27 protein-coding genes are annotated in these 24,172 nt (G+C 34.1%); 18 read left to right on the plus strand and 9 right to left on the minus strand.

The features are described 5' to 3' along the window. The first annotated feature begins 257 nt into the window (after positions 1 to 257). From RB151_RS00470 to RB151_RS00535, 14 genes are all read left to right on the plus strand, one after another. A complete protein-coding gene (locus tag RB151_RS00470; protein ID WP_042848615.1) occupies positions 258 to 986 on the plus strand; it encodes a helix-turn-helix domain-containing protein in 729 nt (242 codons plus the stop codon). Between the two features lie 2 nt (positions 987 to 988). Next, entirely contained in the window at positions 989 to 1,204 is a 216-nt protein-coding gene (sctF, locus tag RB151_RS00475; RefSeq protein WP_042848614.1) for a type III secretion system needle filament subunit SctF, read from the plus strand. Further along, the gene (locus tag RB151_RS00480; RefSeq protein WP_042848613.1) at positions 1,201 to 1,470 is read left to right on the plus strand and encodes an EscG/YscG/SsaH family type III secretion system needle protein co-chaperone; all 270 of its coding nucleotides are present in this window, start codon (positions 1,201 to 1,203) and stop codon (positions 1,468 to 1,470) included. Before sctF ends, RB151_RS00480 begins: the two co-directional genes overlap by 4 nt. Positions 1,471 to 1,508: 38 nt before the next feature. Continuing rightward, positions 1,509 to 1,850 carry a type III secretion system inner rod subunit SctI gene (gene sctI / locus RB151_RS00485; protein ID WP_197679466.1) on the plus strand — a complete coding sequence of 114 codons (342 nt, stop codon included), beginning with the start codon at positions 1,509 to 1,511 and terminating at the stop codon, positions 1,848 to 1,850. Beyond that, positions 1,850 to 2,563 (plus strand): type III secretion system inner membrane ring lipoprotein SctJ, encoded by a 714-nt coding sequence (gene sctJ, locus RB151_RS00490; protein ID WP_071547570.1) that lies wholly within the window; start codon positions 1,850 to 1,852, stop codon positions 2,561 to 2,563. Before sctI ends, sctJ begins: the two co-directional genes overlap by 1 nt. Beyond that, positions 2,560 to 3,150 (plus strand): type III secretion system domain-containing protein, encoded by a 591-nt coding sequence (locus tag RB151_RS00495; RefSeq protein ID WP_048605583.1) that lies wholly within the window; start codon positions 2,560 to 2,562, stop codon positions 3,148 to 3,150. The genes sctJ and RB151_RS00495 overlap by 4 nt, the downstream gene beginning before the upstream one ends. Beyond that, complete coding sequence (locus RB151_RS00500; RefSeq protein WP_042848610.1) at positions 3,147 to 3,812, plus strand: HrpE/YscL family type III secretion apparatus protein; 666 nt, start codon at positions 3,147 to 3,149, stop codon at positions 3,810 to 3,812. Before RB151_RS00495 ends, RB151_RS00500 begins: the two co-directional genes overlap by 4 nt. After that, positions 3,802 to 4,920: a TyeA family type III secretion system gatekeeper subunit gene (locus RB151_RS00505; protein ID WP_071547571.1), complete on the plus strand. Its 1,119-nt coding sequence runs from the start codon at positions 3,802 to 3,804 to the stop codon at positions 4,918 to 4,920. The genes RB151_RS00500 and RB151_RS00505 overlap by 11 nt, the downstream gene beginning before the upstream one ends. Before the next feature lie 115 nt (positions 4,921 to 5,035). After that, positions 5,036 to 5,401: a hypothetical protein gene (locus RB151_RS00510; RefSeq protein WP_042848609.1), complete on the plus strand. Its 366-nt coding sequence runs from the start codon at positions 5,036 to 5,038 to the stop codon at positions 5,399 to 5,401. After that, positions 5,401 to 7,443 (plus strand): EscV/YscV/HrcV family type III secretion system export apparatus protein, encoded by a 2,043-nt coding sequence (locus tag RB151_RS00515; protein WP_048605578.1) that lies wholly within the window; start codon positions 5,401 to 5,403, stop codon positions 7,441 to 7,443. The genes RB151_RS00510 and RB151_RS00515 overlap by 1 nt, the downstream gene beginning before the upstream one ends. Next, positions 7,443 to 8,777 carry a type III secretion system ATPase SctN gene (sctN, locus tag RB151_RS00520; protein ID WP_042848607.1) on the plus strand — a complete coding sequence of 445 codons (1,335 nt, stop codon included), beginning with the start codon at positions 7,443 to 7,445 and terminating at the stop codon, positions 8,775 to 8,777. Before RB151_RS00515 ends, sctN begins: the two co-directional genes overlap by 1 nt. After that, positions 8,753 to 9,133: a hypothetical protein gene (locus RB151_RS00525; protein WP_048605576.1), complete on the plus strand. Its 381-nt coding sequence runs from the start codon at positions 8,753 to 8,755 to the stop codon at positions 9,131 to 9,133. The genes sctN and RB151_RS00525 overlap by 25 nt, the downstream gene beginning before the upstream one ends. A gap of 3 nt (positions 9,134 to 9,136) precedes the next feature. Beyond that, positions 9,137 to 9,598 (plus strand): hypothetical protein, encoded by a 462-nt coding sequence (locus RB151_RS00530; protein WP_048605574.1) that lies wholly within the window; start codon positions 9,137 to 9,139, stop codon positions 9,596 to 9,598. Then, positions 9,585 to 10,550, plus strand: a complete 966-nt coding sequence (locus tag RB151_RS00535; RefSeq protein WP_048605572.1) for a FliM/FliN family flagellar motor switch protein — start codon at positions 9,585 to 9,587, stop codon at positions 10,548 to 10,550. Before RB151_RS00530 ends, RB151_RS00535 begins: the two co-directional genes overlap by 14 nt. A gap of 68 nt (positions 10,551 to 10,618) precedes the next feature. Here RB151_RS00535 and RB151_RS00540 read toward each other — a convergent pair whose 3' ends face one another. From RB151_RS00540 to sctR, 5 genes are read right to left on the minus strand one after another with little or no spacing between them, the layout of a single operon-like run. Next, positions 10,619 to 11,113 (minus strand): hypothetical protein, encoded by a 495-nt coding sequence (locus RB151_RS00540; RefSeq protein ID WP_048605571.1) that lies wholly within the window; start codon positions 11,111 to 11,113, stop codon positions 10,619 to 10,621. Then, positions 11,082 to 12,146 (minus strand): EscU/YscU/HrcU family type III secretion system export apparatus switch protein, encoded by a 1,065-nt coding sequence (locus RB151_RS00545; RefSeq protein ID WP_042848602.1) that lies wholly within the window; start codon positions 12,144 to 12,146, stop codon positions 11,082 to 11,084. The genes RB151_RS00540 and RB151_RS00545 overlap by 32 nt, the downstream gene beginning before the upstream one ends. Beyond that, a complete protein-coding gene (gene sctT, locus RB151_RS00550) occupies positions 12,139 to 12,915 on the minus strand; it encodes a type III secretion system export apparatus subunit SctT (protein WP_042848601.1) in 777 nt (258 codons plus the stop codon). The genes RB151_RS00545 and sctT overlap by 8 nt, the downstream gene beginning before the upstream one ends. 4 nt (positions 12,916 to 12,919) lie before the next feature. Beyond that, a complete protein-coding gene (gene sctS / locus RB151_RS00555) occupies positions 12,920 to 13,189 on the minus strand; it encodes a type III secretion system export apparatus subunit SctS (RefSeq protein WP_042848600.1) in 270 nt (89 codons plus the stop codon). A 17-nt stretch (positions 13,190 to 13,206) separates the two neighbouring features. Beyond that, positions 13,207 to 13,857, minus strand: a complete 651-nt coding sequence (sctR, locus tag RB151_RS00560; RefSeq protein WP_048605568.1) for a type III secretion system export apparatus subunit SctR — start codon at positions 13,855 to 13,857, stop codon at positions 13,207 to 13,209. Positions 13,858 to 14,537: 680 nt separating this feature from the next. On the opposite strand from sctR, the gene RB151_RS00565 reads away from it, so the two are divergent. After that, a complete protein-coding gene (locus tag RB151_RS00565; RefSeq protein ID WP_048605566.1) occupies positions 14,538 to 16,109 on the plus strand; it encodes an ATP-binding protein in 1,572 nt (523 codons plus the stop codon). A 149-nt stretch (positions 16,110 to 16,258) separates the two neighbouring features. Here RB151_RS00565 and RB151_RS00570 read toward each other — a convergent pair whose 3' ends face one another. From RB151_RS00570 to RB151_RS00585, 4 genes are all read right to left on the minus strand, one after another. Continuing rightward, positions 16,259 to 16,669 (minus strand): hypothetical protein, encoded by a 411-nt coding sequence (locus tag RB151_RS00570; protein ID WP_048605565.1) that lies wholly within the window; start codon positions 16,667 to 16,669, stop codon positions 16,259 to 16,261. 239 nt (positions 16,670 to 16,908) lie between these two features. Continuing rightward, on the minus strand, positions 16,909 to 18,123 hold the full coding sequence (gene sctD / locus RB151_RS00575; protein ID WP_071547572.1) for a type III secretion system inner membrane ring subunit SctD: 1,215 nt from the start codon (positions 18,121 to 18,123) through the stop codon (positions 16,909 to 16,911). Beyond that, positions 18,120 to 19,613, minus strand: a complete 1,494-nt coding sequence (locus RB151_RS00580; RefSeq protein ID WP_042848595.1) for an EscC/YscC/HrcC family type III secretion system outer membrane ring protein — start codon at positions 19,611 to 19,613, stop codon at positions 18,120 to 18,122. The genes sctD and RB151_RS00580 overlap by 4 nt, the downstream gene beginning before the upstream one ends. Positions 19,614 to 19,623: 10 nt before the next feature. Then, the gene (locus RB151_RS00585) at positions 19,624 to 19,995 is read right to left on the minus strand and encodes a hypothetical protein (RefSeq protein WP_042848594.1); all 372 of its coding nucleotides are present in this window, start codon (positions 19,993 to 19,995) and stop codon (positions 19,624 to 19,626) included. Positions 19,996 to 20,346: 351 nt separating this feature from the next. On the opposite strand from RB151_RS00585, the gene RB151_RS24560 reads away from it, so the two are divergent. From RB151_RS24560 to RB151_RS00595, 3 genes are all read left to right on the plus strand, one after another. Then, complete coding sequence (locus RB151_RS24560; RefSeq protein ID WP_220129033.1) at positions 20,347 to 20,436, plus strand: hypothetical protein; 90 nt, start codon at positions 20,347 to 20,349, stop codon at positions 20,434 to 20,436. A gap of 75 nt (positions 20,437 to 20,511) precedes the next feature. Then, complete coding sequence (locus RB151_RS00590; protein WP_071547573.1) at positions 20,512 to 22,899, plus strand: hypothetical protein; 2,388 nt, start codon at positions 20,512 to 20,514, stop codon at positions 22,897 to 22,899. Between the two features lie 462 nt (positions 22,900 to 23,361). Then, entirely contained in the window at positions 23,362 to 23,559 is a 198-nt protein-coding gene (locus RB151_RS00595) for a hypothetical protein (RefSeq protein WP_042848593.1), read from the plus strand. The last annotated feature ends 613 nt before the right edge of the window (positions 23,560 to 24,172 follow it).

Raw genomic sequence — 24,172 nt, forward strand, 5'->3', positions numbered from 1 at the left:
TTATTACCCTTTTTGTTAAAGTTAAAATATAAAAATTTCTTAATTTAGAGGTTAGATAATAAATATTTTAATTTTGAATTTTTTCAAATTTACATGGAAACTATCATTTTTGATTTTACAATTATGATGTTATATGTAATTTATATGCTTAATTATTGTTTTAATGAGGAACAATGATGTCAGGTTAATACCTTATATTTTCTCATGCGTTTTTACTAGAAAATAAACGAATGTCTTTTTATTAATAAGGGTAATGTATGTCTGCGATAAAGTTTATTATCAGCAAAAACTCAGGTCAGTTATCTTTGAATGGAAAAACCTATACATTCCCAGAAAATTGTTTAGTCATTACCAATGATGAGGCAATTATAGTAGAGTCGATATTAAAGAATCAGCTATTATCTGTAGACTTTGATTCGAGCAGTTTACATAAGGTTTACCCTGAAATAATTAACCTATTGCTTCCTCAAGAAAAAATAACTTATTCAATTGAACCCATTAGAATTATTCGAGCAGAAAGGAATGTATTGGATGTTTTTACCTATCTATTGCAGCTTTCAGAGGATAATTTTTTACACTTTGCTTATACTTATTGTTTAGGGTTAGATAACGTATATTTTTCCTCTCTACTTTATAAATATATTTCAGGTAATAAAGACTTTTGTAGTTTTATTGAAAACCATTTTATGCGTCAGTGGTCCGTTGTTCGCTTAGCTCAGGAATTTGATTTACCTGTGCGTAAGTTTAATGAGTTATTTTTATGTACATATGGTCAAACAGCTAAACGCTGGTTGTTGGAGCGACGGATAAAACATGCAAAGAAACTGTTAAGTACAACATCCATGAGAGTCATTGATATTGCCATAGAATGCGGGTTTTCAAGTCATGCTCATTTTACGGATAGATTCCGTCGTTACATAAATTGTAGTCCAAAGCAATTTCGCAATCGTTCGCTTCAAATAAACAGCTATAACACGAGGGAGTAACTATGGACATAGAAGCGATTACTAACCAACTTTCGCAACTCGTTGATAAAGCGGGTAATGAAGTGCAATCAAAGGTGACTGCAGCTGACCTTAATGACCCAGCAAGGATGTTACAGGCACAATTTGCGATACAACAATATTCTGTTTTTGTGAGTTATGAAAGTGCGATTATGCGGGCAGTGAAAGATATGTTGTCAGGGATAATTCAGAAGATATGAATTTATTAGATTTCAGTATGAGGCAACTTATTATTGAAAGTGGATTAGCGGCTGTAAATAATGGGCTTTATATTCAAGCTGAAGCTATTCGTCATGTATTGCCATATCTGACGGAAAATGAAAGTGCCTGTAATATTATTGATGCAACCATACTTATTGGAATGAATAATTTATATCTTGCCGAAGAAAAATTACAGAGTGATAAGTCTCCAGAAGCAGAGCTACTAAAGCAATTTATTGAATATATAACAATAAGCAATAATTGATTGTTATACTCATAATATATTAAAAATAGGATATTAATATGATGGATATTACATCTGTATCTACTGTCGGTGTACAAACATTAACAGAAAAACTCCCCTCCATTGAACGAGCTGAGGATGTCGATTTATTTACAAATATGCTTTTTGAACAACCCACACTTAACCCAGAAGAGATGATAATCGCTTCATTACAAGATAAATCATTGTCAATTTCAAATACAATTAATAATGCACGAGCAACTGTCGATGTTCTGAATAACCCGGCAACTATGTTAACGGCACAATCTTTTCTTAAAAATGCTATGGTGGAAGTGGATTTAATTGCAAAAGTGACAGGGCAGCTATCTCAAGGAATTAATAAACTGGTAAGTATGCAATAATGAAGTTTTTTATTCGTTTTAGTTCTATCGTGTTAATTTTATTTTTTTTAACGGGTTGTAAAGTTGAGCTTTATAGTGACTTATCTGAAGAAGAAGCAAATCAGATGATTGCTTTATTGATGCTGAGAAATATTGATGCAGAAAAAAGCATTATTAAGGGAAGCGGCGTTACTATTAATGTAGAAAAAGATGATTTTGCCAATGCAGTTGAAGTATTACGCCAGCAAGGTCTACCTAATAAACGAACAGAAAATATTGCTGATTTATTTCCTCCGGGGCAGTTAGTCACTTCTCCAGCACAAGAACAGGCAAAAATAACTTATTTAAAAGAACAAAATATAGAAAAAATGCTACTGAGTATGGATGGGATTATTATTGCTCAAGTTGCTATATCGGAAAGTACCAATGTAAATCGTCGTGAAATACCGCCGCCTACCGCTTCAATATTTATTAAGCATGCGCCGGGTATCAATATGCAAAGTAGAGAGCCAGAAATTCGTAGAATGGTCCAAAAATCCATCTCAAATTTAACAGTAGAAAATATCAGTATCGTTATGCAAATGGCTGATTATCGACATAAACAGGCGAAGTTTCTGGATAAGACCAAAAATGGCTGGGAATGGCGAAAGTACCTTCTCTGGATAGTTGTGGCAGCCATAATGACCAGTGCTATTGTATTATTAATTGTATTAAGAAATAGACCTAATATATGAATAATATTATTGAGGTTGAACAACAACGATTACATGAGTTGGTATGGCGTCCAGGTAAATGGATGCATGCATCTTGGTGGAGAGCATTCGAGTTATCTCAATGGCAACAGGTGTATCAGCAATCTCCATCTTGCCAAGGCGCAATAGATAACATGATTCTTCGCCGCAAAGACTTATCTTTTTCTCCTATATTAAAGCAGCTTGAACCACGTCAGTATCAAATTTTGGCATTAGAAACACGTTTAATGAAGTTGTTTCTTGCGATGGGGATTCTGGTATTAGCTTGCCCTGATTATCTGGTACTTCGTCGATATCGTTGCCGTTTGACGGATATTTTCGGTGAGCAGGGTTGTGAGCAGCTATTGGCAATAGGGACCTTCTATCATTCTCCTTCTCAGGTTATTTATTCTGAAGAGGATTTCATCGAGAAAGCCCAAGGGATAGGACTAAGTTGGTGGTATGCAGAGAAAACCGATTGTGTGGTCTATCACGCGTTGAAAACAACCTTTCCAAATTACCCGCCCCAAGAAGCCCCCCGTCTTGGTAGTATTTTTCCTTGGCTATTACGTATTGGGCGTTTTTTATGAAGGTGATTTCAGTTCCTGTAATTTCATTGCCTGACTTACCTGTATTTGGGCCTATTATTCCGACAGAGGAGTTAATAAACTGTTTTTCTGCAAACAATATTATAGAAATAGCCCAACAAAAAGCTCAAATTATCTATCAAGAGTCTCAAAAATATCTAGATGAAACAAAACAGGAATGTCAGAGCTTACGAGAACTAGCTTATCAAGAAGGCATGGCTTTATTGGAAGAGGAAGCTCCATTGATTAGGCAGAAGATTGCTACTGAGTCTATTGAGTGGTTAGTGTCAGAACATCAACTAGAACAAAACATTTTAATGTGCTTGGAACCACGTTTAAGGGAAGTGCTAGTTAGCGTGCTTGATATGTTTTTTATTGAAAATGATAGTACTGGGTTATTGTTCAATCAGCTTCGCGCTAAACTAGAGGAAATAAAGAATGAAAAGTCAGCAACGCTTTATATTCATCCTAGTCAGTACAATAAATTAATAAAGCTTTTTTCTGGTTACCCGTGGCTACATATTCAAGTTGATGAGACGAAAGACAAAGATGAGGCATTGCTTTCATCATCTTTATTTAATCTCCATATTAATCTGAAAGAACAATTAGAATCAATTTGTGCACATTTGTTATTAGCTGAAGAGGAAACATGTAATGTCTGTTAAAGTAGAATCTATAGACCCGCGACTCTCTTTAGTGAAAAACCAGCAATTGGCCCAACAAAATATTGAGTTGACGCGCCAAAATGAACAAAGAAAATTAGTGACGCAAGTCATCCCTGCACAATCAGCTCTTGAAATAGCGCAAAATCAATTGAATACAGAAGTTCCTGAACTTGATAGTTATCTCTCTGATGGTTATTTGATACAAGAAACCCAAGGAAATATTGGGTTAGCCATTGGCAACTTTGTGCGAATGAGAGGTGGTCATAACCCTAGAGTATCTGAACGTCCAACCCGCAGCATGTTGCAGCGTCTAGCCAAAAACTTAGAGGATTCAGACCCTACAAGTGTGGGAGAGTTGCGCCATCGAATTGGCGGAGTAACTAAGGTTGAAGAGATTGACGACCTTCTGAATAGTTTTCAACGGCATCATTTAGATACTGCCGAATGTATTTTGCTACTTGCTAGTATGTTAAATGAAAAAGAAAATGATCAATCCTCTAGCCATGTACTGAAACAAACACTAGAAAAAGTGATGGCAGGAGATAATGAGTGGGTTTTAAAACTATTTACGCATTTAGAGTGCGGTGCTGTTACCCCACAAGCATTAGGTGAATTACGTTTTTTATATCAGCAAGCAACAAGTAACCAACCTGAATTGCTTTATTGGTTTAAACAATTTAGTCAATTTGAAGGTAGTCAACAACAGCTAAGAACACTTATTCGTACTTTATCTTTTGAGCTCTCAGCAGGTTATAAGGCAACGGATATTCGCCTAGCGGCAGTGATTACTGATTTAAAATGGTTATTGCAGTTTTTAACTATCGAAGTACAAAGCAAACATTTAGCAAACTCCCTAGATTTACCAAATATAACAGATAAGCATGTGACCTGCTTATTATTGGAAATAGTACAACAATCTTGGTTATATTCTGATTGGCTAGAAAGTAAAATTAGTTTACAGACATCAGAAAAACAGTATAAATATGCTAGAGGATTAATGGAGTTAATCAAATTATTACCGGATGACTGCTTTTCGGATTACGACCAACGAGAAATGGTTATTAGTGTATTTATTGAATACTTACAACAATTAAATGAATTAGAATAGTGACTTTTTTCGTTTTTATCAGGTAAATACCTGATTATATCTATCTAAGTTTTATTAGAATATGTTAATCATAATGAAAAATACCTTTATTTTAAATTTCTTTTTAAGAATGTAGATGGAATTACAAACAAAACGGTGGTTAGAAAGGTTTTTGCAGCTGGTTGAATTACCTAGTGATGGTATTTCTGCAAAAATGGAGTTTTTACATCCATGTTATCGTTTTTATATTGAATATATCAACAATAATATCATTCTTACCGTAGGTAAAAAGGTAGAGCTTGTTTATCAAGAAAATATATTAGAGAAATTATTAACACAATGCATCCCTGCGAGGACTAAGGGGACATTATTACGTCCTTGGGTAGGGGGAGGTTATCAAATGCTAAGTTGTAAATTAAATACAACGAGCTCTATTTCTCATTGGGTTTATTGTTTTAAAACAATGCAACGCTTACTTGATGAGGCTATCGGATTAAAATAATGGAATTTATTAGGCAATTTTTAATCGTTATTTCTCGCCGACAAGATATTTTTCTCGTTATTTTGTTGTTAGTCGCTATATTTATGATGATTATCCCGTTACCAACAGGGCTAATTGATTTCCTTATTGCACTGAACCTAATGATATCCATTCTCTTAATGATGATGGCCATTTATATTAAAAGCCCATTAGAATTCTCGACTTTTCCTGCGGTGTTATTAATTACCACTTTGTATCGCTTATCTTTAACAATTAGCACGACTAGGCTGATCCTCTTACAAGCAGACGCCGGCGATATTATTGATACATTTGGTAAATTTGCTGTTGGTGGTAATTTAGGCGTAGGGCTTATTGTTTTTATGATCATTACTATCGTGCAGTTTATCGTGATAACTAAAGGCTCTGAGCGTGTTGCCGAAGTTAGTGCTCGTTTTTCATTGGATGCAATGCCAGGTAAACAAATGAGTATTGATGGTGATTTACGTGCAGGCACTATTGATGCCGATGAGGCACGAAGGTTACGCGGTTTAGTCCAAAAAGAAAGTCAGCTTTTTGGTGCTATGGATGGTGCTATGAAATTTGTTAAGGGCGATGCTATCGCGGGTATTATCATTATATTGGTGAATATATTAGGAGGAACAGCTGTTGGTGTGATGGTGCATGATATGAGTGCTAGTACTGCATTTTCTACTTATGCGATTCTTTCTATTGGTGACGGTTTGATCAGCCAAATACCTGCTTTATTAATATCGATTACTGCTGGGATTATTGTGACCCGTATATCTGGAGAAGAAAAAAATAACCTTGCGGGTGATTTGGTTATGCAAATAAGTAAGCAATCGCAAGCAGTCGTATTAACTTGTGCTATTTTACTGGTATTTGGTTTTTTACCTGGTTTCCCAACGGTTTATTTCTTTATTCTATCAGCTATTGTCTTTGCAATTTCATTTTTTACTAAAAAAAGAACGGCGACAGAACAGGATGAATATATCAATTCAGATTTAAGTGGTAGTTCAGCTAACCAAACTATCAGCCCCGGTTCAACCCCATTAATTATCCGGATGGCTAAAGATTGTTGCAATAAGAATATATTGGCTTCTCAAATTGATATCTTCCGTTTCCAAAAGTTTGAGCAAATTGGTATCCCTTTGCCGGAGATTAATTTACAAGTAGATAATAATTTACCCTCTGGTTCTTTAAAGATTTTATTATATCAGGAGGTTGTCCTCGATATCATTTTACCTAAAGGCCTGATGTTAGCCGATATTAGTTCACCAGATATTACCCAAGCTAAACAGAGAGATAAACTATCGTTCGGTGGTAATCAATCATTACAGTGGGTTTCACCTGATAATAAAGACGTATTATCAGCCATGAATATTACGCTTTATCAAGATGAAGCGACAATTATTCATTGTTTATCAATTGTAGTCGACCGCAATGCAAAAGAATTTATAGGTGTGCAGGAAACACGTTTTCTGATGGATGCAATGGAAGGGAAATATGCTGATTTAGTTAAGGAAATACAGAGGCAATTACCTATTGGGCGTATTGCAGATATACTTCAGCGTTTAGTTTTAGAAAATATATCTATTCGTGATCTACGCACAATCTTTGAGTCATTGATTGAGTGGAGCCCTCGAGAAAAAGACCCTGTCATGATAACTGAGTATGTGCGAATTGGCTTACGTAGGCATATTATCGCTAGACATAGTATAGGGCAGCCGTGGATCAGTGGTTGGGTTATTGGTGATAATATTGAGAATCATATTCGTGAAGCTATTCGGCAAACTGCTTCAGGTTCTTATTCTTCATTAGAGCCTAACTTTAGTGAAAGGCTAATAGAAAAGATTAAAGAGGTGACTCAGAATAATTATCAAACTCAAAATGTGCTAATAACGACAATTGATGTGAGGCGTTTCCTCCGTAAAGTTATTGAACGGGAGTTTTATGGGTTAAAGGTACTCTCATTCCAAGAGATTGGTGAAGATGCTGAACTACGTATTATTGGTAATATTGATCTTATTGGGGAACATGAGTAATGCGTCAGCCCGATTATAATATTATTTATAATACATTGTTTGAACGTTTAAAGTTCCCTGTAAATAGCGAAAGCTTAAGTGTTCGACTAACGGGGAAAATCGTTAAAATTGGCCCAACATTGTTACGTGCATCATTACCAGGTGTCAGCCTTGCTGAGTTTTGCCACTTAAAACCTAGCGGTATTGATGCTGAGGTCGTTTCTATTGATGGTGATTATGCATTGTTATCCCCTTTTTCTGAGCCTCTGGGAGTTACCGTTGGGTCGGATGTTATTCCTACAGGGCATTGTTACCAAATTTGTGTTGGTGACTTTTTGCTTGGCCGTGTACTTGATGGTTTAGGTCGACCGCTTGATCACTCCAATCTACCTCAATATGGAGAGTATCGAACTCTGAACGCTGATGTACCCAATCCTCTCCTTCGGCAAATTATTGACACGCACTTGCCATTAGGTGTGCGTGCGATTGACGGGTTATTGACTTGTGGGATAGGGCAGCGAATAGGTATTTTTGCGGCGGCAGGGTGTGGCAAAAGTACCTTGTTAGGCATGATTAGTGAAGGGTGTGAGTCTGACATTATTGTATTGGCTTTGATTGGTGAAAGGGGACGAGAAGTTCGTGAGTTTTTAGAGCACACTTTAACCCCGCAAGCATTGAAGCGTTGTGTGATAGTTATTGCGACCTCTGATAGATCTGCGCTAGAGCGTTTGAAAGCTGCATATACGGCAACAACAATCGCTGAATATTTTCGCGACCAAGGGAAAAATGTGTTGTTAATGATGGATTCATTAACACGTTTTGCCCGCGCATCAAGGGAAATAGGGCTTGCTGCGGGGGAGTGCGCTACATCGGGTGGATATCCCCCCAGTTTTTATGCTCAATTACCCCGTCTATTAGAGCGAGCTGGGCGAGCTGAATCAGGAAGTATTACCGCTATTTATACTGTCCTTGTTGAGGGCGATAACATGAATGAGCCCGTTTCAGATGAGGTTCGTTCAATTCTAGATGGACATATAGTTCTTTCACGAAAACTAGCGCAGGAAAATCATTACCCTGCGATTGACATCAATGCGAGTATTAGCCGAGTTATGGGGCAGGTTACCAGTGAGCAGCACCGTAAAAATGCAGGGAAATTGAGAAAATTACAAGCTGCTTGGAAAGACATTGAACTGTTAGTCCGTGTTGGTGAGTATCAAACAGGGCAAGACCCTGAATCCGATGAAGCATTAATGAAAAGGCCAATAATCAGGGAGTTTCTTTGCCAACCAACCGATGAGCGGGTTAAGTTCCAAGATACACTGGATATGTTATGCAAAATTATCAAACAACCTTAACGGCTTTATTTGCTTTAAAAAAGCGCCGTGAAACGCGACTTCGTTCTATTTTAACGCAATTAAATCAACAGATAAGTGAGCAAATTCAGGTTAATGAAAGTTTGATGAAACTCAGGGAGGAACTCTGTGAGCAATGGAAACATTATGGTTCACATGAACAATTACTGACACCCAGTGCTATTAGAGAGTATCGCACTACGTTGACAAATTATTACCTGCAAGATCAGGCAATTCTACAAAAAAGTAGTATGGCTAAAAGAATATACAGTGAATTACAGATAGAAAAAGAACAACAATTAAGTTTATTACAAGAAAATATAATCGAGCAAGAAAAACTAAAACTCCTAATGGAATAAACTATGTGTACTAAAGTAATGTCATCACGCCGCAATGTTATTATATTAAATAATGGTATGGACGATACGGCATCTCACCAAGATGCTCAACATCAGTTTGAAGAATTATTGACTATTCCAATAAAAGGAGGGGTCAATAATAATGATATAACACAAGAACGAAAGTGTTTAAGTTATATTGATGTGTCAAATAGCGCTGAATTATGTGAGCAGTTACTGAAAAAATTATCGTTGAATTGTTCTAACAATCAAAATAATCAATTAAAGTGGTGTTTAACAAATGGCCCATTAGCAGGGATGATTATTGAGGCTGATTATAATGAGGTAGGTATATCTATTTGTCTTTATTTGAATACTTCTTTATATAATCAAGAGTTGAATAAAATTATTGAGCAAATAAAAAGGGGGCTTTCGATAAAATTTAATTGCTCGATTTTTTTAAAGGTTAATCATGCCGATACCTGAAATTAATAATAGAACAACAAAACTTATTCGTGCAGTAGGTACAGGTTGTCAATTAATCGGCGATGAAGGAACTCTATCTTTAACATTTGAGCATCGGAATTTGGCAATCGGTTTGTTACTGACAACTTGTATAAATGGTAATTCTATTGATTTTTGGGTAGATGAAAATGAATGGTGTCAATGGGTTAGTCCAGTACTTGCTATTCCATCATTTTCTATGGTTTCTGATGAGTTTAAGGACGTACTCGCGATATGGACAATAGATACTCTCAAGGCATGCATTGATATTGATGATTTTCAGTGGCCAACAGTTAAACAGATAAGCACGGGCTCTTTACCGCAAGGCGTGGGGTGGCAGTTGTGTGCGAAACATCATAATAGAATACTTAATTTTCACGTTATTGAAGCCCCTGATAGCTGGTTAGAGGTACTCATAGAGAACGGTTCGATAACTGATGAACAAGAAATAAGCTCGCCAATTATGATTGGGGCAAAGTTAGTGGCGGGTTGGTGTTTATTAAATAGTCAGCAAATATATTCTATACAAGAAGGTAATGCGCTGGTGCTTCAACAGCAAGCAGAGATTACCCGTGGAGAGTTTTTTCTTTTTACTCATCGTCCACTTGCCATTGTTTGTCAAGATGGCGAGTCAGGCATATTTAGCGTGGAGACATTAATGGATACTTTTGATGACTGGATTGATATACCTACAGATAGCTTAGCCAATACAGATAATCAAATTTCAAATACATTGATTCCTGTTTCAGTGGAAGTTGCTAATTTGAATATTTCAATTAATGAGCTAAGCCAGATCCGGCCGGGGTACTTATTTGAAAGTGAAAAACAATATAATACACCTGTTTCATTAAAAGTTGGTCATCGTATTTTTGCTTTTGGTACACTATTACGCATAGGGGAACGATTAGCGGTTAGAATAGATACATTATGCTAATTGATTTTATAGTGGCAGGTTAAGCTTGACTGCTTGTTGAGGCAATAGGCTAACAAGCAGTCAATAAATTAAATTTCATCATCAGGTGATAAATGATGATTGTCTGTGGGCGGTGATGATAAAAATAATGAAATTAATTTATTTGCTATATTAGTGTTATTTTCTGATATTGGTTCAATATCAAGTAATTCATCTGCTTCGTCATCTTCATTAAATTTATATATATCATTTCTCTCCTCTGAAACCTTATTTAGATTTATATTTTCGATGTTTTTTTCTTTATTAATCAATGTATTGTTTATTTTATTTTCAAGGCTATTATTATATTCATCTAAATTTGACTCCATAATTTTCAATTCGGAGTTGGAAGAGATTTCGTCAAAAAACTCACTCCAGGTTAAAGTGTTTTCTGTATTTTTATTGTTTAAATTCAATATGTTATCATCAATTAATGGACGCTCATTATTAGGCTCTTTTTTTACGGTAGTACAAGCGATTAGCGCCATACACGGTATTATTAAAAGAATGAGTTTAATCTTCATTTTTGGGGTTTTCTTTTTCATAGCTTAAATTCATAACCATACGCAAAATATTAGCGACAGGTTCAAATAAGCTTGGGTGAATATAATGACCTACTGAGGTTTTCTTCGCTAATGCACGGGCTAAATCAATACTCTCTACAATAGGTACTCCTGATTTCTCTGCAAACCTAATAATATTTAAGGCTCGGCTATTAAAGCCGACTTCAATGACTTTCGGTAATGGTGTTTCATTAATTTTATAATACAGACATACTGCAACATGTGTTGGGTTCTTAATCACGACCGTTGATTTAGCGACATTTTTAGATAAGCTCCCACTTTGAATTTCTCGGTGTATTGCTTTCCGTTTGCTTTTTAATTCAGGGTTACCTTCACTATTTTTATATTCTTTTTTAATTTCATCAATAGACATCATCAATTTCTTGGTGTTGTTATATCTCTGAAATGCGAAGTCAGCAATACCAAATATAATATAGAATCCAATTAGAGTTAAAATCATCCAGTAAAGTAAATGAATACATAAAATAACGCCATTAATAACAGGGTTCAAAGGTAAAAACTGTATTGAATTAGTGTTTTGAGCTAGTAACAAGTAAAAAATAAGTGCTAGTGTTACTGTTTTAAATATAGATTTAACAAATTCAAATAGATTCTGCATTGAGAACATCTGTTTTGAATTAGATAATATATTGAGTTTTTTAAATGATGGTGTTAACGCTTCTGTTGCCAATAATGGCCCAACTTGAGCCATTATGGTAAAAACAGACGTCAATATGATAACGCCGGCTAAACCACCAGTAAAACGGATCACGATAGAAGAGAAAGTATTTAGCCACTGGCCAATCGCTAAATGACTATCATTGTTAATAAAATTAATATTAGTATTAATCATCAATTTTAAGGCATTCCAAAGTTCAGGGCCTTCAAAACTAAAATAAGTCAGTAAAATGACTAGCTGCATACCGCTGGTTATTTCATTACTTTTCGCTACTTGGCCTTTTTTTCGCGCATCTTTGATTTTCTTCGATGTGGGCTTTTCTGTTTTCTCACTCATTGAAAAAGTCCCATAAATTTAGGCTGATATTCAAATAGTCTAGGCTATAGGCCAATAAATGTTGGAACGCAAAACTGAAGCAGATAATCAGCATTAATAAGGAGAATGCACTTTTGATTGGCATCGCTAAGAAGAAAACATTAAGTTGTTGCGCTGAGCGGTTAATTAACCCTAAAGCCATATCAACTAAGACGATGACGACTATGGCTGGCATTGCAAAGCGAATACCTAGTTCATACATGAGTTGCCATAAACTGGAGATAAAAGAAAAAGCATCAATATGATAATTTAATGTACTGGCTGGTGGGATAGAAATATAGGAATTATAGATAGCCGCTATTAGTTGGTTAAAACCTCCACTAATAAGAAAAATAACATTAAATACTTGGCTAAATAACACTCCAAATAGCGAGGATTGTTGCCCTAATAATGGGTTAATGATACTTGCCATTGAAGAACCGCGCATGGTATCTATTATTGTTCCTGCTGCATCCATTGCCCAAAAGGGAATTGCAGCACAAAAACCGAGTATTAACCCAATGCTCACCTCACTAATAATTAACCATAAGTATCCACTAATATTAAGGTTAGATTGGGTCCAATTGGGGTACATATAAGCAATAGGTAATATAATCACTAAAAGTAGTGAGTTCCTAACTAAAGTACCGCCTAGGTTAGAGCTATTCAGCAAAGGAACAAGAAGAAAAACACCTAAGCAGCGTAACATGCTTAGTCCAAGGATGGGTAGGTATTCAATCCAGATGGTCAAGAGCTTACTCCCTCATATGAAGTATCATGTCAAAAACTTGATCTGCATAAGTAAGAATTACGTCACCCATCCAGCGATAGCTGATTGCAAGTGTAATAGAAACAGCAATTAACTTGACAAGAAATTGAATTGTCTGTTCTTGTATTTGGGTTAATGCTTGTAACAAACTAATTAAAATTCCCACACATGATGCGACGACGACGACAGGTAAAGATAAAAGTAAAACAAGCCACATCATTTGTTTTGCTAATTGGATTACCATAGTTTCACTCATTATTTATGGCCTTAGTGTTACGAAAATGAAAGAATCAGTTGCCTAAGTAATTTTTCCCAGCCCCCCATCAATACAAAAATTAATAGTTTTAAGGGCATAGATATTGTCATCGGCGAAACCATCATCATTCCCATTGCGAGTAATACATTGGAAACAATTAAGTCGATTGCAATGAACGGTAGGAATAACAATAAACCTATTTTAAAGGCTTCAATAAGTTGGCTAACGGTAAAAGCGGGGAGTAGGATAAGTAAAGATTCATCTGGAATTTTATCATGATCCTTTTCAGGCCAAATTTGATGACCGATATTGGCAAAAAAAAATTGTTGTTCAGGGTCTGTATTTTTTTTAAGAAACTCTCTATAAGGTAATAATATATTTCTTTCAACTTTCTGAATAAATAGCGGTGATTCTATTTCTATAGGCTCATTAATTAAATTACTTTGGATAGCAAGAATAATAGGGGCCATTGTAAATAAGGTTAAGACGAGTGCTAAGCCATAGATTGCGATATTTGGTGGTGTTTGCTGGATACCTAATGCATTACGCAGTAAAGAAAATACAATCGCTATTTTTAGGAATGACGAACCTAATACGAGAGCTAAAGGAAAAATAGATAGCATAAATAATATAAGAATCAATTGTAATGGCTGGTCTAATAAAGGCATCTAAAAATTCCAGAAATATCATGTGAATGATATTATGAGGTTGGATGCTGTTTTTGAGTATAAGGTAAAAGCCTGAGTTTATAAGGCTTTTAGTTCCCTCACCATTGTTCAATGTTTATTTTTTATGGATAAGTTGTTAATTTATATGGTTGGTTACGCTAAAGTGTAACTGTATATTAATATAAATATCGTATTTTTATTTATGCTAGAAATAATTCCATGTTTTATTTGTGATATTATCCTGATTAAAATGTTTATGAGGTGAATGTAATTATAGTTAACAGTTAAATATAGTAATTGTTTTGTGTGTTTCAATAAAGTAATTACGAAATTAATTTTATCATTTCTATATTGATAAGTTATATTAGTGATATTTCAAGTATATTCAAATATTACTTTTTTTGTTGCTTTTTTAAATTTAATCATAATTAAAATTCATGTTGTATACTTATTGATAATTTCATTTTTTTACAAGGAATGATATTTATCAAGAAAATTATCTGGCGGGTGACATATTATTTAATTTTGTTTTGTTACTATTTGTATTTGTGAATGATTTATTGTTTTGTATTATACCAAAAATGTATGGGAGAAAAATTAATTCTGACTGAATATCTCAGGGCTATAGATTATTAGATGATATTTTTATAATCTCTGTCTGTAAAATTATAGGTAAACCAATGAAAAAAGATCATATGGCTGAAATAAGCGAAAGTATTATTCATGAAATAAGAACCCCGATGAATGGTATTATTGGTGCTTTAGAGTTATTGCAACAGACATCACCAACACATCAGCAACAAAATTTATTAGCAATCATGCGTACATCTGCTGATTATATGCTAGATGTTATTAATAATTCATTCAATTTTAAAGAGATAAACTATAACTTAGGTTATGAATTGGTTGATTTATTTGAGCTTATTGATAAGGTCATGGTCATTGTTAGTTTTGAGGCAAAAAGAAAAGGATTAGCGTTATCAACGTATATTTATCCAGATACTCCTAAAAAGGTAAGGGTAAGCCAAATAAGTTTAATGCAAATACTTATTAATCTAATTGGAAATGCGATTAAATTTACAACTGAAGGTTCTATAAAGATTAAAGTAGGTATAGATAAATCTAATTTAGTTTTCGATATTATTGATACTGGAATAGGTATTGATATCAGCCAACAAAATAAAATATTTAAACCATTCTTTAAGGTGAATTTAAATGAAAATGGCAGTGGGTTAGGGTTAAGCATATCAGCAAATCTTATTAAGCTAATGAATGGTAAAATAAAAATACAAAGTCAGTTAGGGAAAGGAACTCATTTTAAATTATATATTCCAATGAAAAGCGATGAGTGTTTAAGGAAAGTGTTTAATTCATCAGCTATAAAATATATTGGCTTTGGTCAACAATTACGTTTATGGGAAATTAATCTGAACTTAGGAAAGAGCAAGTTATTAGACTATTCAGATTTTAATGTCCCATCTGGCTTTTTTTGTAATAATTCATCTGGATTTAATAGGAAACATAAAGGGAAGCAACATAACTTAGCGTCTTCTACTTTATGGTCATTAAAAATTTTGGTTGTTGATGATGTTTCCCTGAATCAAAATATAATAAAAATAATATTGGAAAATATGGGGCATCAAGTAGATTTAGCAAGTTCTGGTTCTATAGCTATTGATTTAGGCAAAAAAAACATTTATGACATGGTTCTAATGGATTTGAATATGCCAATGCAAAATGGGTTTGAAACGCTTTTACGTTGGAGAACATTAGAAAATGAAATATTAGACAATGACACTCCTATTATTGCCACAACAGCGGGGGATAGAGGTATACAGTATAATGATAATACAAATGTGAAGTTTAATGATTGTTTATTGAAGCCATTTAATATTGATAGATTGTCTGATCTTATTGAAAAAGTTATTATGATTCAGTTGGGAAGGGGGATTGAATTAGCTCAAAATAAAAGAAAAAATGATGCCATAATTAATATCAATGAATGTGATGATTTGAGGTCTAGGTTTAAATCAACATTTGAACAGTTTTCAACGCAAATTGAAATTGCATGGCATGAAAAACAGGGAAATAAAATTTTAGCAGTATTGCATTCAATAAAAGGGTGCGCAGCGTTGACAGGTATAAATGGTATTTATGATGCTTGCCAGTACTTAGAGAGCAAAGTTAAAATTGGTGAATGGTCTGAGAAAGATAAGCATATTTTATTAGAGCAAATATCTCTTTATTGCTAATTTTTATTTATTTAAATTAATATGTAAATGATAAATGATAAATGATAAATGATAAATGATTTATCGACTAATCATTTATCATTTTAAATGTATTTTTATATTTTAAATATAAAAAACGGGCGAAGTTATAATGAAATTTCTATTTTGTTTTACTGTTTACATAAATTAATAATTTTACTCATGAAAGAGACGAAAGTATTTATTGCATCTGCTGCGGATTCTCCATTTTTTAAAGCAAAAGGTGAAAAAACAGCTCTCAATTCTATATAGTCATTAATATTTAATAAGGCAGGCTGCCCAAAGTAAAAATATTGGTTAGTATTATCCATTAATTTTGACAATATTATTTCACTATGTAAAGCAGTATTCAGCTCATCTTTGGGGCTTAATACTGACCATATCATGGGCATCTCATCTACCGTGAATATATTAATGTCAGGCATCTCATGTAAACTAATAGTGATTGCAGAGTGGTTATCAATTTTATTATTTTGAAGTATATCTTCACGCCCTATATGGCTAATTGCACTAGTAACTAATTCAGCTAAATCAATATACATTCAGTACCTCCGGATGATAGCGTTTCCATATTATGACAATGATTTCTTCTACTTGGTAATGAGAGTTTAAGATATGGTATATTTTCTCTCTCAATATTGAATTGTTTGTTTCATTCAGTCTATTAGTCAGGTCTTCTTTAGAAGCATTGATTCTGAATAATAGGCCATCACGATAACCACCTGATTTATCTTGTTTTAATTTACGTTCTAAACTCGTTAACTGTGACATTTTTTTATATTTAAAGGTTAATTGGAATTGATAAAAAATTTTGTTTATATATTAACATTAGAGTATTCATACTGAGAGAATACACCTTATAGCCATTTGGTAAAATACTTCCTTTATATAGTCTCATATTGTTAGATAGTTGTAGGTAAATATATTCATCATTACCTCCAATACTTATAATTTTCCCAGGTAAAAATTCATCAATAATATTTTTGTTAGGAATGTTTTGATAGTTTATTTTCATTCTTGTTTTTTGTGACTTATTGAAATCACTAATGATAATATTTAATTTTTCTAAATCTTTATCTGGAACTTTTCCGCTAACTAATAATTTATTATTTTCAATTGAAATATTCAGTCCCTCTAAAAGTGATTCTGAATCAAGAAAATGGAGTGTTTTTTTAAATTCTTCTGAGCGGTCATTAATGACAACCCAACTTTTTAATAAACTAATTTGATTTATTTGAGCTTGTGTTTGCTGCCAATGATTATCAAATTGAATATCACCATAAATTTTCACGCTATCTAAGCTATTACCTTGAGTAATATCAATATCATGATAACCATTCATTTCTAGTGTTTGACGAACTAGGTTATGTAGTGTGCTAACATCGATGCTTTTATTATAAAAGGAGAAACCAAATTGGGCGAATTGCTCTTGTAGTTGATAAATCGTATTTTTTGAAACTGATACGCCGCTGAGATGAATTATGCCATTATTATCAAAGCTTGCTTGCAAACCTAGGTGATCTGGTTGTTTCATTTGTTGCTCTAACCAAATAACTTTATCAAATGGCTCCTCATTTTCTGGAGATATGTCAGTTGAGATCCCTATAGCAAGGAGTACTAAGAATAAAAAAATGATGGCTATTGTTAGTGTAACAACGTGAGTTTTATTTTTATTTCTTCTTAGCGGAATTGCTAATGTTGGTAATGGTTGTTCTATATCTCCAAATATAAAGACTAATCCAGCGAGGTCTATCACTCTTTTTTGAGGCAATAGCTCATTAGTTTCCCAAGGCAACCCATCTACCCAAAGGGGAACAGGCTGAGACAAGCGAATGCCTTGTTCATTCACGATCAATAGTGTTTCCGCATTTAACTCTAGTGGTAAGGCGATATCAGGTGTTTCTCCCCCTAAGCGAATTTCACCGAGTGGGAGTGCTAATTCTCGACCCGCTAATATTCCACTTAGCCATTTTAATTTATAAAGAGGTTTCATCATTGGTATAGGTTGGCTGGCTGTGCTTTAATAAGAAACAAGCGTATTGTGCTACGATTATTTTTTTGAGAAGAGTTAAATAAACCTCCAATAATAGGAATATCACTAAGCAATGGGATTCTGCGTTCACCCTCACTATGCTCATCTTGTACAAAACCACCTAATAATAAGCTTTGCCCAGCTTGCAAAAGAGTTTGGGTAGAAACTTCAGAACTTAGTGTTTGAGGTAGTGGTTCTAATTCACTAGTTGAATGGATTTGCCTACCATCTTGAATTGATAGGGTTAGCATGATTTCTTTTTTTCCCTGCTCTTCAATTAGCCGAGGTGTTACCCGTAATAATGAGCCTGTTGATATCGAGTCCAATTTTGCTGTATTGTCAGCTATGAGTTTTGTATGGAATGTGATACTCCTATCTAGAACAGCTTGGTTATTATCTAATGTTACAATTGAAGGGCGAGATAATATTTGTGCTTTAGCATTTTGCTGAAGTGCATTGAGTTTAATCATAAAATTACTAGTATTAGAAACGATAGAAGAGAAGCTGCTGGTATCAGGTATTCCGTTATTATTTAAGCTTATATTTCCACCGCCAATTTGGGCGGATGCTGACCAATCAATGCCCAATGTACTTAAGTCTTCGGCATTAACATCAACAATGAGCACTGATATTTCGATAATAACTGGTTTTTTATCTAATTGAGTTATGAGTGAGGCATAGCGTGGCATTGTTAGTTTTCTATCACGAATAATAATTGCATTTTGTCTTTGATCTACAGAAAACATAGGAAGATTGCTATCTGTTGGAGATGGTTGCCCTTGGTTTTGTAATAATGGTAATGTTCGGCCCTGAGCCATATCTTTTAGGACACTAATAATGCCGGGGACAATAATTTTTTGGCCTCGATATTCATAATTTCCATCCGCTGCATTAGCGTACTTGAGAGGAAATACACGGATCTCTTCTTGGTTTTGGTCTTGATTTAATTTTTGTGCATCAATACGGGTTGCCATTGCCTCAATGCGTTGAATACATATGGGAACACCTTGTATTTGTAGGGTATTAGATGCAGAAATAATACTAGCTTGGCAGTAAGGTTGACCTAATATATTACTGTTTTTTAATTGCTGAATAAAAGTATTTATATTTAAATAAGTTGGAGCTATAAGTTCGGAGCTTACTTCTTGAGCTTTGTAGAAATAAAGTGCTTGTCCATCATAGTACCAAGCGAGCTTATGCATACGAGAAATCTTATTTAATGCTAATTCAGGGAGCATTTTAGGGATGGTCCCGACAAAAATATCATCTATTTGATTACTCACAATTACAGGAATATTATAATTTGCTCCGAAATCACGTAGGACTTCTGAAAGCTTACTTCCTCTACTCGAAATAAAAAAAAGTGAGTCATTTTTCCATGGTATTGTCGATGCTAAAGCCCCATAGCAATGTAAGGCAGCTATTGTTATAAAAACAAATAATATTCTTATCATTATATTAGTTCTAATTATCGGTTAATATCGTGTTTGTATAGTGTTTAAATAGCCATTTAACTAGTTTAGTCTGTTGATATATTAGCTTTTTATACTGCTGATGATTTAGTTCTTTGCTGTAATGACGTAGTAAATATAAACGGTTAGATTCTAAAATAAGGCTATCATCAGTAAAACTGCACTTAGATGCCAGCCATAAACAAACATGCATTAGCCATTTTGTATTTATATTTTGTAAGCCAGTATCTATCGCTAAGCACATACCATAAGCATAGTTCCCCACCCACGCTGGGGTACCATTAATATCAAGGAGCACTCTATCGGTTAGTGAAGTTATCTGTTTTATGTTTTCTTGGGCTATGAATGGAGCTGGGAGTTTCATATAACCTCTACAATGATAAAAATAGAAGCGTATTTTGAAGCGTTTTAGAATTTAAGATATAAGGTAATACCCTGAATTATATTTATTTATATTTCAGCCAGTTTTATTTTTTAGTATAAAAATATAATATTAATTAACTTTCTGATTAGCAAAAAATATTTCACTATAAATTATTATCTTAAATATATAGGGTCTATAGACATTCCACTGGCTTTTCATGATAAGTTTTAGATTAAATATGTGATTGGAACGATATCATCAAAACATATCAATTTATTTGTACTGTCTTTTTATGGCAACTTAATAAAACCTATATGAAGGATAACGGGTAAATGCTTTTATCTTTACCGTGTGATTGATAAAAATAGGGAGACAGTAGATGTCTATTATTCACCAATCTGTAATCGTCATGCTGCCTATAAATTTCTCAAAGGATATTAAAAACGTATGCCTTGGGGCTGCAATCAAAAATCGTAAATACCGATAAGCACGCCGTTTTAATTAAAAGGACTAATTATGCCAATATCAGCGTTGCAGTACAGAGTTACAGCAGGAGCTTATCAGAATAAGCTGCACAATAGTTTTAGGATGAACCCTATAGAACAGACTCGGGGCATAAACTCTGACCATTCAGCCATTCCGGATGAAACACACCTTTTAGGACGAAGTATTAGCAGAGTTGTCAATTCTCATGAACAGTTGAGCAGATCATCGTATCAGACTACAAATCCGCGACAGGGTATAGCAGCCCCACTGCTAATGTTGCTAACCGAAGTTCAGTTAACCTATACCCCTGTTGTTGCAACTAGCCCAACAACGGTATCCGAGAGCGAAATGAAACCTTCAATGTCTGAAAATGTTGAGCAATCGGCTAACAGTAATCACTTCTGGGAGACCATCCAAGAGGCCAGTGTATTACCTGCAGCAGGATATCAAGATAAAGAAAAAAAGCTGCCTATAAAAAATCGGTCATCTAGATATGCGGTTTTTAAACAGAAAACGACGACCCCTCCACCTGAACCTGATGATGTTAAAACCGTAAAGTTGGATTCTTCGTGTTTTGAAAAAAGACAAAACTTATCCCGCCCAGATGTATTCAGACAGATTGGTGAAACTTTAAGGAACCCAGTAAGTGAACTTGCAAAGGAATCTCAGGTTATTCATTATTATAATAATAATTACGGATGCCCAACCCCAGAAGAAAGGGTAAATCTTTTATCGATAACCTCAAAGGTAGACAAAACGATATCGGCAATTACAGCATTGCTACCTGGTAGTCAGCCACTTGTGGTTACACAAAGATTGGGTGGGGCTCTATTCAGAATGATAGCGGATAGCATCGATAATAAACAACTGAATACGGATGATTTATTTGAAGTAAATGACCAACTTATTACTTTGGGTAAAAGCATCGTAGCTATCTCCCCAAAAGATTCAAAAGGACAAACAATTGAAGGTCAGTTAAGGGTGCCTGAGGGCTTATCTTTTAAAAATAACAAATTGTCAGTTAATATTAAAGGGACTGACAGAGAGTTTATTATTAAAAATGGTAGATATTTTACTAATATCGATGGTAAGCACCGAAGAATATCTTACTCTTTGAAAAATAAGCAATGGGTAAGAACTCCCAAGTACATTAAAACATCAGGTGAAAAAGTTTACTTCCCATTTAGGATAGGTAAACTATTAAATGGGAGCATAGACAAAAAAACACTGGTTTCAATAAGCCCAAATCAGCATGGTATCTATACCGTAACAAGTCAAACATCTGCAGGATCCTTTCATGCAATAAAAATTGGTTATGAGTTCTATCGTTACATCCCAGAAAATGGAAGGAGTGCGAGTTTAAGTGGTGTTATAAAAACTGACAGTGCTGACATAAAGGTGTCTCGGTTCGGTAAAAGATATTTCATTGTCAATGAAAAGAAGAAATTATCCGTAAACTACTCACCATGTCGACTGGGGCGATCACCGGGTTCTTCGTGCTTACATTTTTCTGACGGGCTGATAAGCAAGCTTAATGAGAACAGGAATAATGGGGTCCCCGAAAGACGAATCCGAGGGATTAAACCATCTGAAACTAATCCTGGATTATATGAGTCGGAAAAAGGGACACTTTATCTAAAATACGATAATGTTTATTTCAAGTTAATTAGCTCACAGGGTTGGATAGATGAGCCACAGTTTATGGTTACGGGTAAAAAAATATTTGGTAGTAAGAAAATAACCCCTGTTTGTTTTAGTAGGGAACGAGGATTTAATTATATAAATACGCCTCTAGAAAATATGATGGAAAGTGTTGGCATGCCAGAAAAAGTGGCAATGTCTCATATAAAAAACCAATCTAAGATACAACCAGTAGTCATTGGTACAGGAAGTTTAAGTGAGGTTTATGATATAGGGGATGGGTTTGTTAGCAAAATCTATAAGAGCAGAATTAATAAGACTCACAAAAGTAGGCTCTCTTCAGCAAAAAAAAATGCAGAAGGATTTAATCGGTATTATGGAAAAGGTTCAGGTACAGTAAGAGTTACTCCATACAAAGATGGTTCTGCAACGGTGTCAGTGAAATTGAAGAAAATAGATGGGTATGTATTAAGTAGTATTAAAGACTTATCTAACCCTGTGTTATTAGAAGAAATAGAGACGGCAATTAAAACGAGTAAACCATCTGAGAAACTATCTTCTTTATTGCAAAGTCATGGGATCTCACATAACGACATAAATAAGGGGAACATCATATATAATAATGGCGAGTTCTTTGTGATAGATTTTGACTCAGCCGATTTTTTACCAAAAGGTGAGATAGTTAGTGAGTCAAAAACTAATACTATGAGAAATAGTTTCGACCGTATCTTTAATGAAATCTTAAGAGAGATAGGAAACCGCAGAAAGGAGCACTAAAGGCAGGAACCTTGTGAGGGCCTGTGCCTGATAAATGGGCTATCCGTGCGGGTAATGAACCGGTATTGATATCCGATAAGGGGTTCGGATATAAATCAATATTTCTATAGTGGTTATAAATATATTTATAATATTAAATCAAGCACACTAACTATTCGTTTATGATATGAAAGATAATTTAATGATTGCTGCTAATGGCTGAGGTCTATTTTTAAAAGTGAGTTAGATGTAAAGCCAGTTATGGTAATGTGTGTATCTAATCTAGCTATTCGGTTGATTTTAGGGAAGATGGATAGCTTCTCCTAAATGTATGAATAATATTGATATTTAATATTTGTTACTTTTTATTTTTTGTTTAGAACTGTTAATCGTTTTATATTGTTTCACCTTAAATTTAGATGATGTTAGTCACATTTCTACACAGATACATACAAGGTTATAAATCAACGCAATGGTGATTTTATGTTAAAAAAAGCAAAGTTAATCAATATTCCAATTGAATATATAGAAAAATATCAATACTTTAAAAAAAACGGATATACTTCCTTATCTCTTAGTTCCTTTATTATTGAGGCAACTAGAAAAGCACTTGATGAAAACAAAGTAGAGGATCAAAATGAAATGTTAAAATCGCGCACTCGAATTACTCTAACTCGATAATACTATCTCAGTATTTTATAATGACACCGATAGCCCCGAAAGGGGCCATTTAATATAAAAAATATAAATTTAATATCTAAAAAACATATTTTAAACTAACTAAATATTATTGATAATAAGTTAATGTCTAGAAATCTCACTCTTATTTATAATTTAAATAGGGTGTAAATGGTTTTTTACTGTATGTGTAGATTACACATTTTTAATAGTTCAACCGCTGTGAGTTTAAAGCTGGTTAAGCACCCAAGTAATGAACGAAAGTTTGAATATAAAAAAATATCTAAACTTATAGAACTGTCTTTAGGTTATATATAATAAAGGAATAATATAGATAATGGTTTTTTACATGACTTCCTAACATGAAAGGTTAAAAAAGAGTTTCATGGGAAAATCTCAAGGATAGTTATGAATATGGTTCTTTGTTAAGTAAGGGCTTTATTGGCTGTCTTAGACAGTGCTGATTGAGTATAGTGAGAATTAAAAACCCGAGTTCTATGGCGTAACCTAACCACCTTAAAGCGTTTAGAATTATTAGAGCTATCTAATTATAAATTTCAATTTCGAAAAATTTAAATTGGGGGTTAAGTGTACGGCGGTTCTGTCTTCCGAGATG

Origin of the sequence: Providencia rettgeri, from assembly GCF_001874625.1 — a bacterium.
In the GTDB taxonomy this organism is placed as follows: domain Bacteria; phylum Pseudomonadota; class Gammaproteobacteria; order Enterobacterales; family Enterobacteriaceae; genus Providencia; species Providencia huashanensis.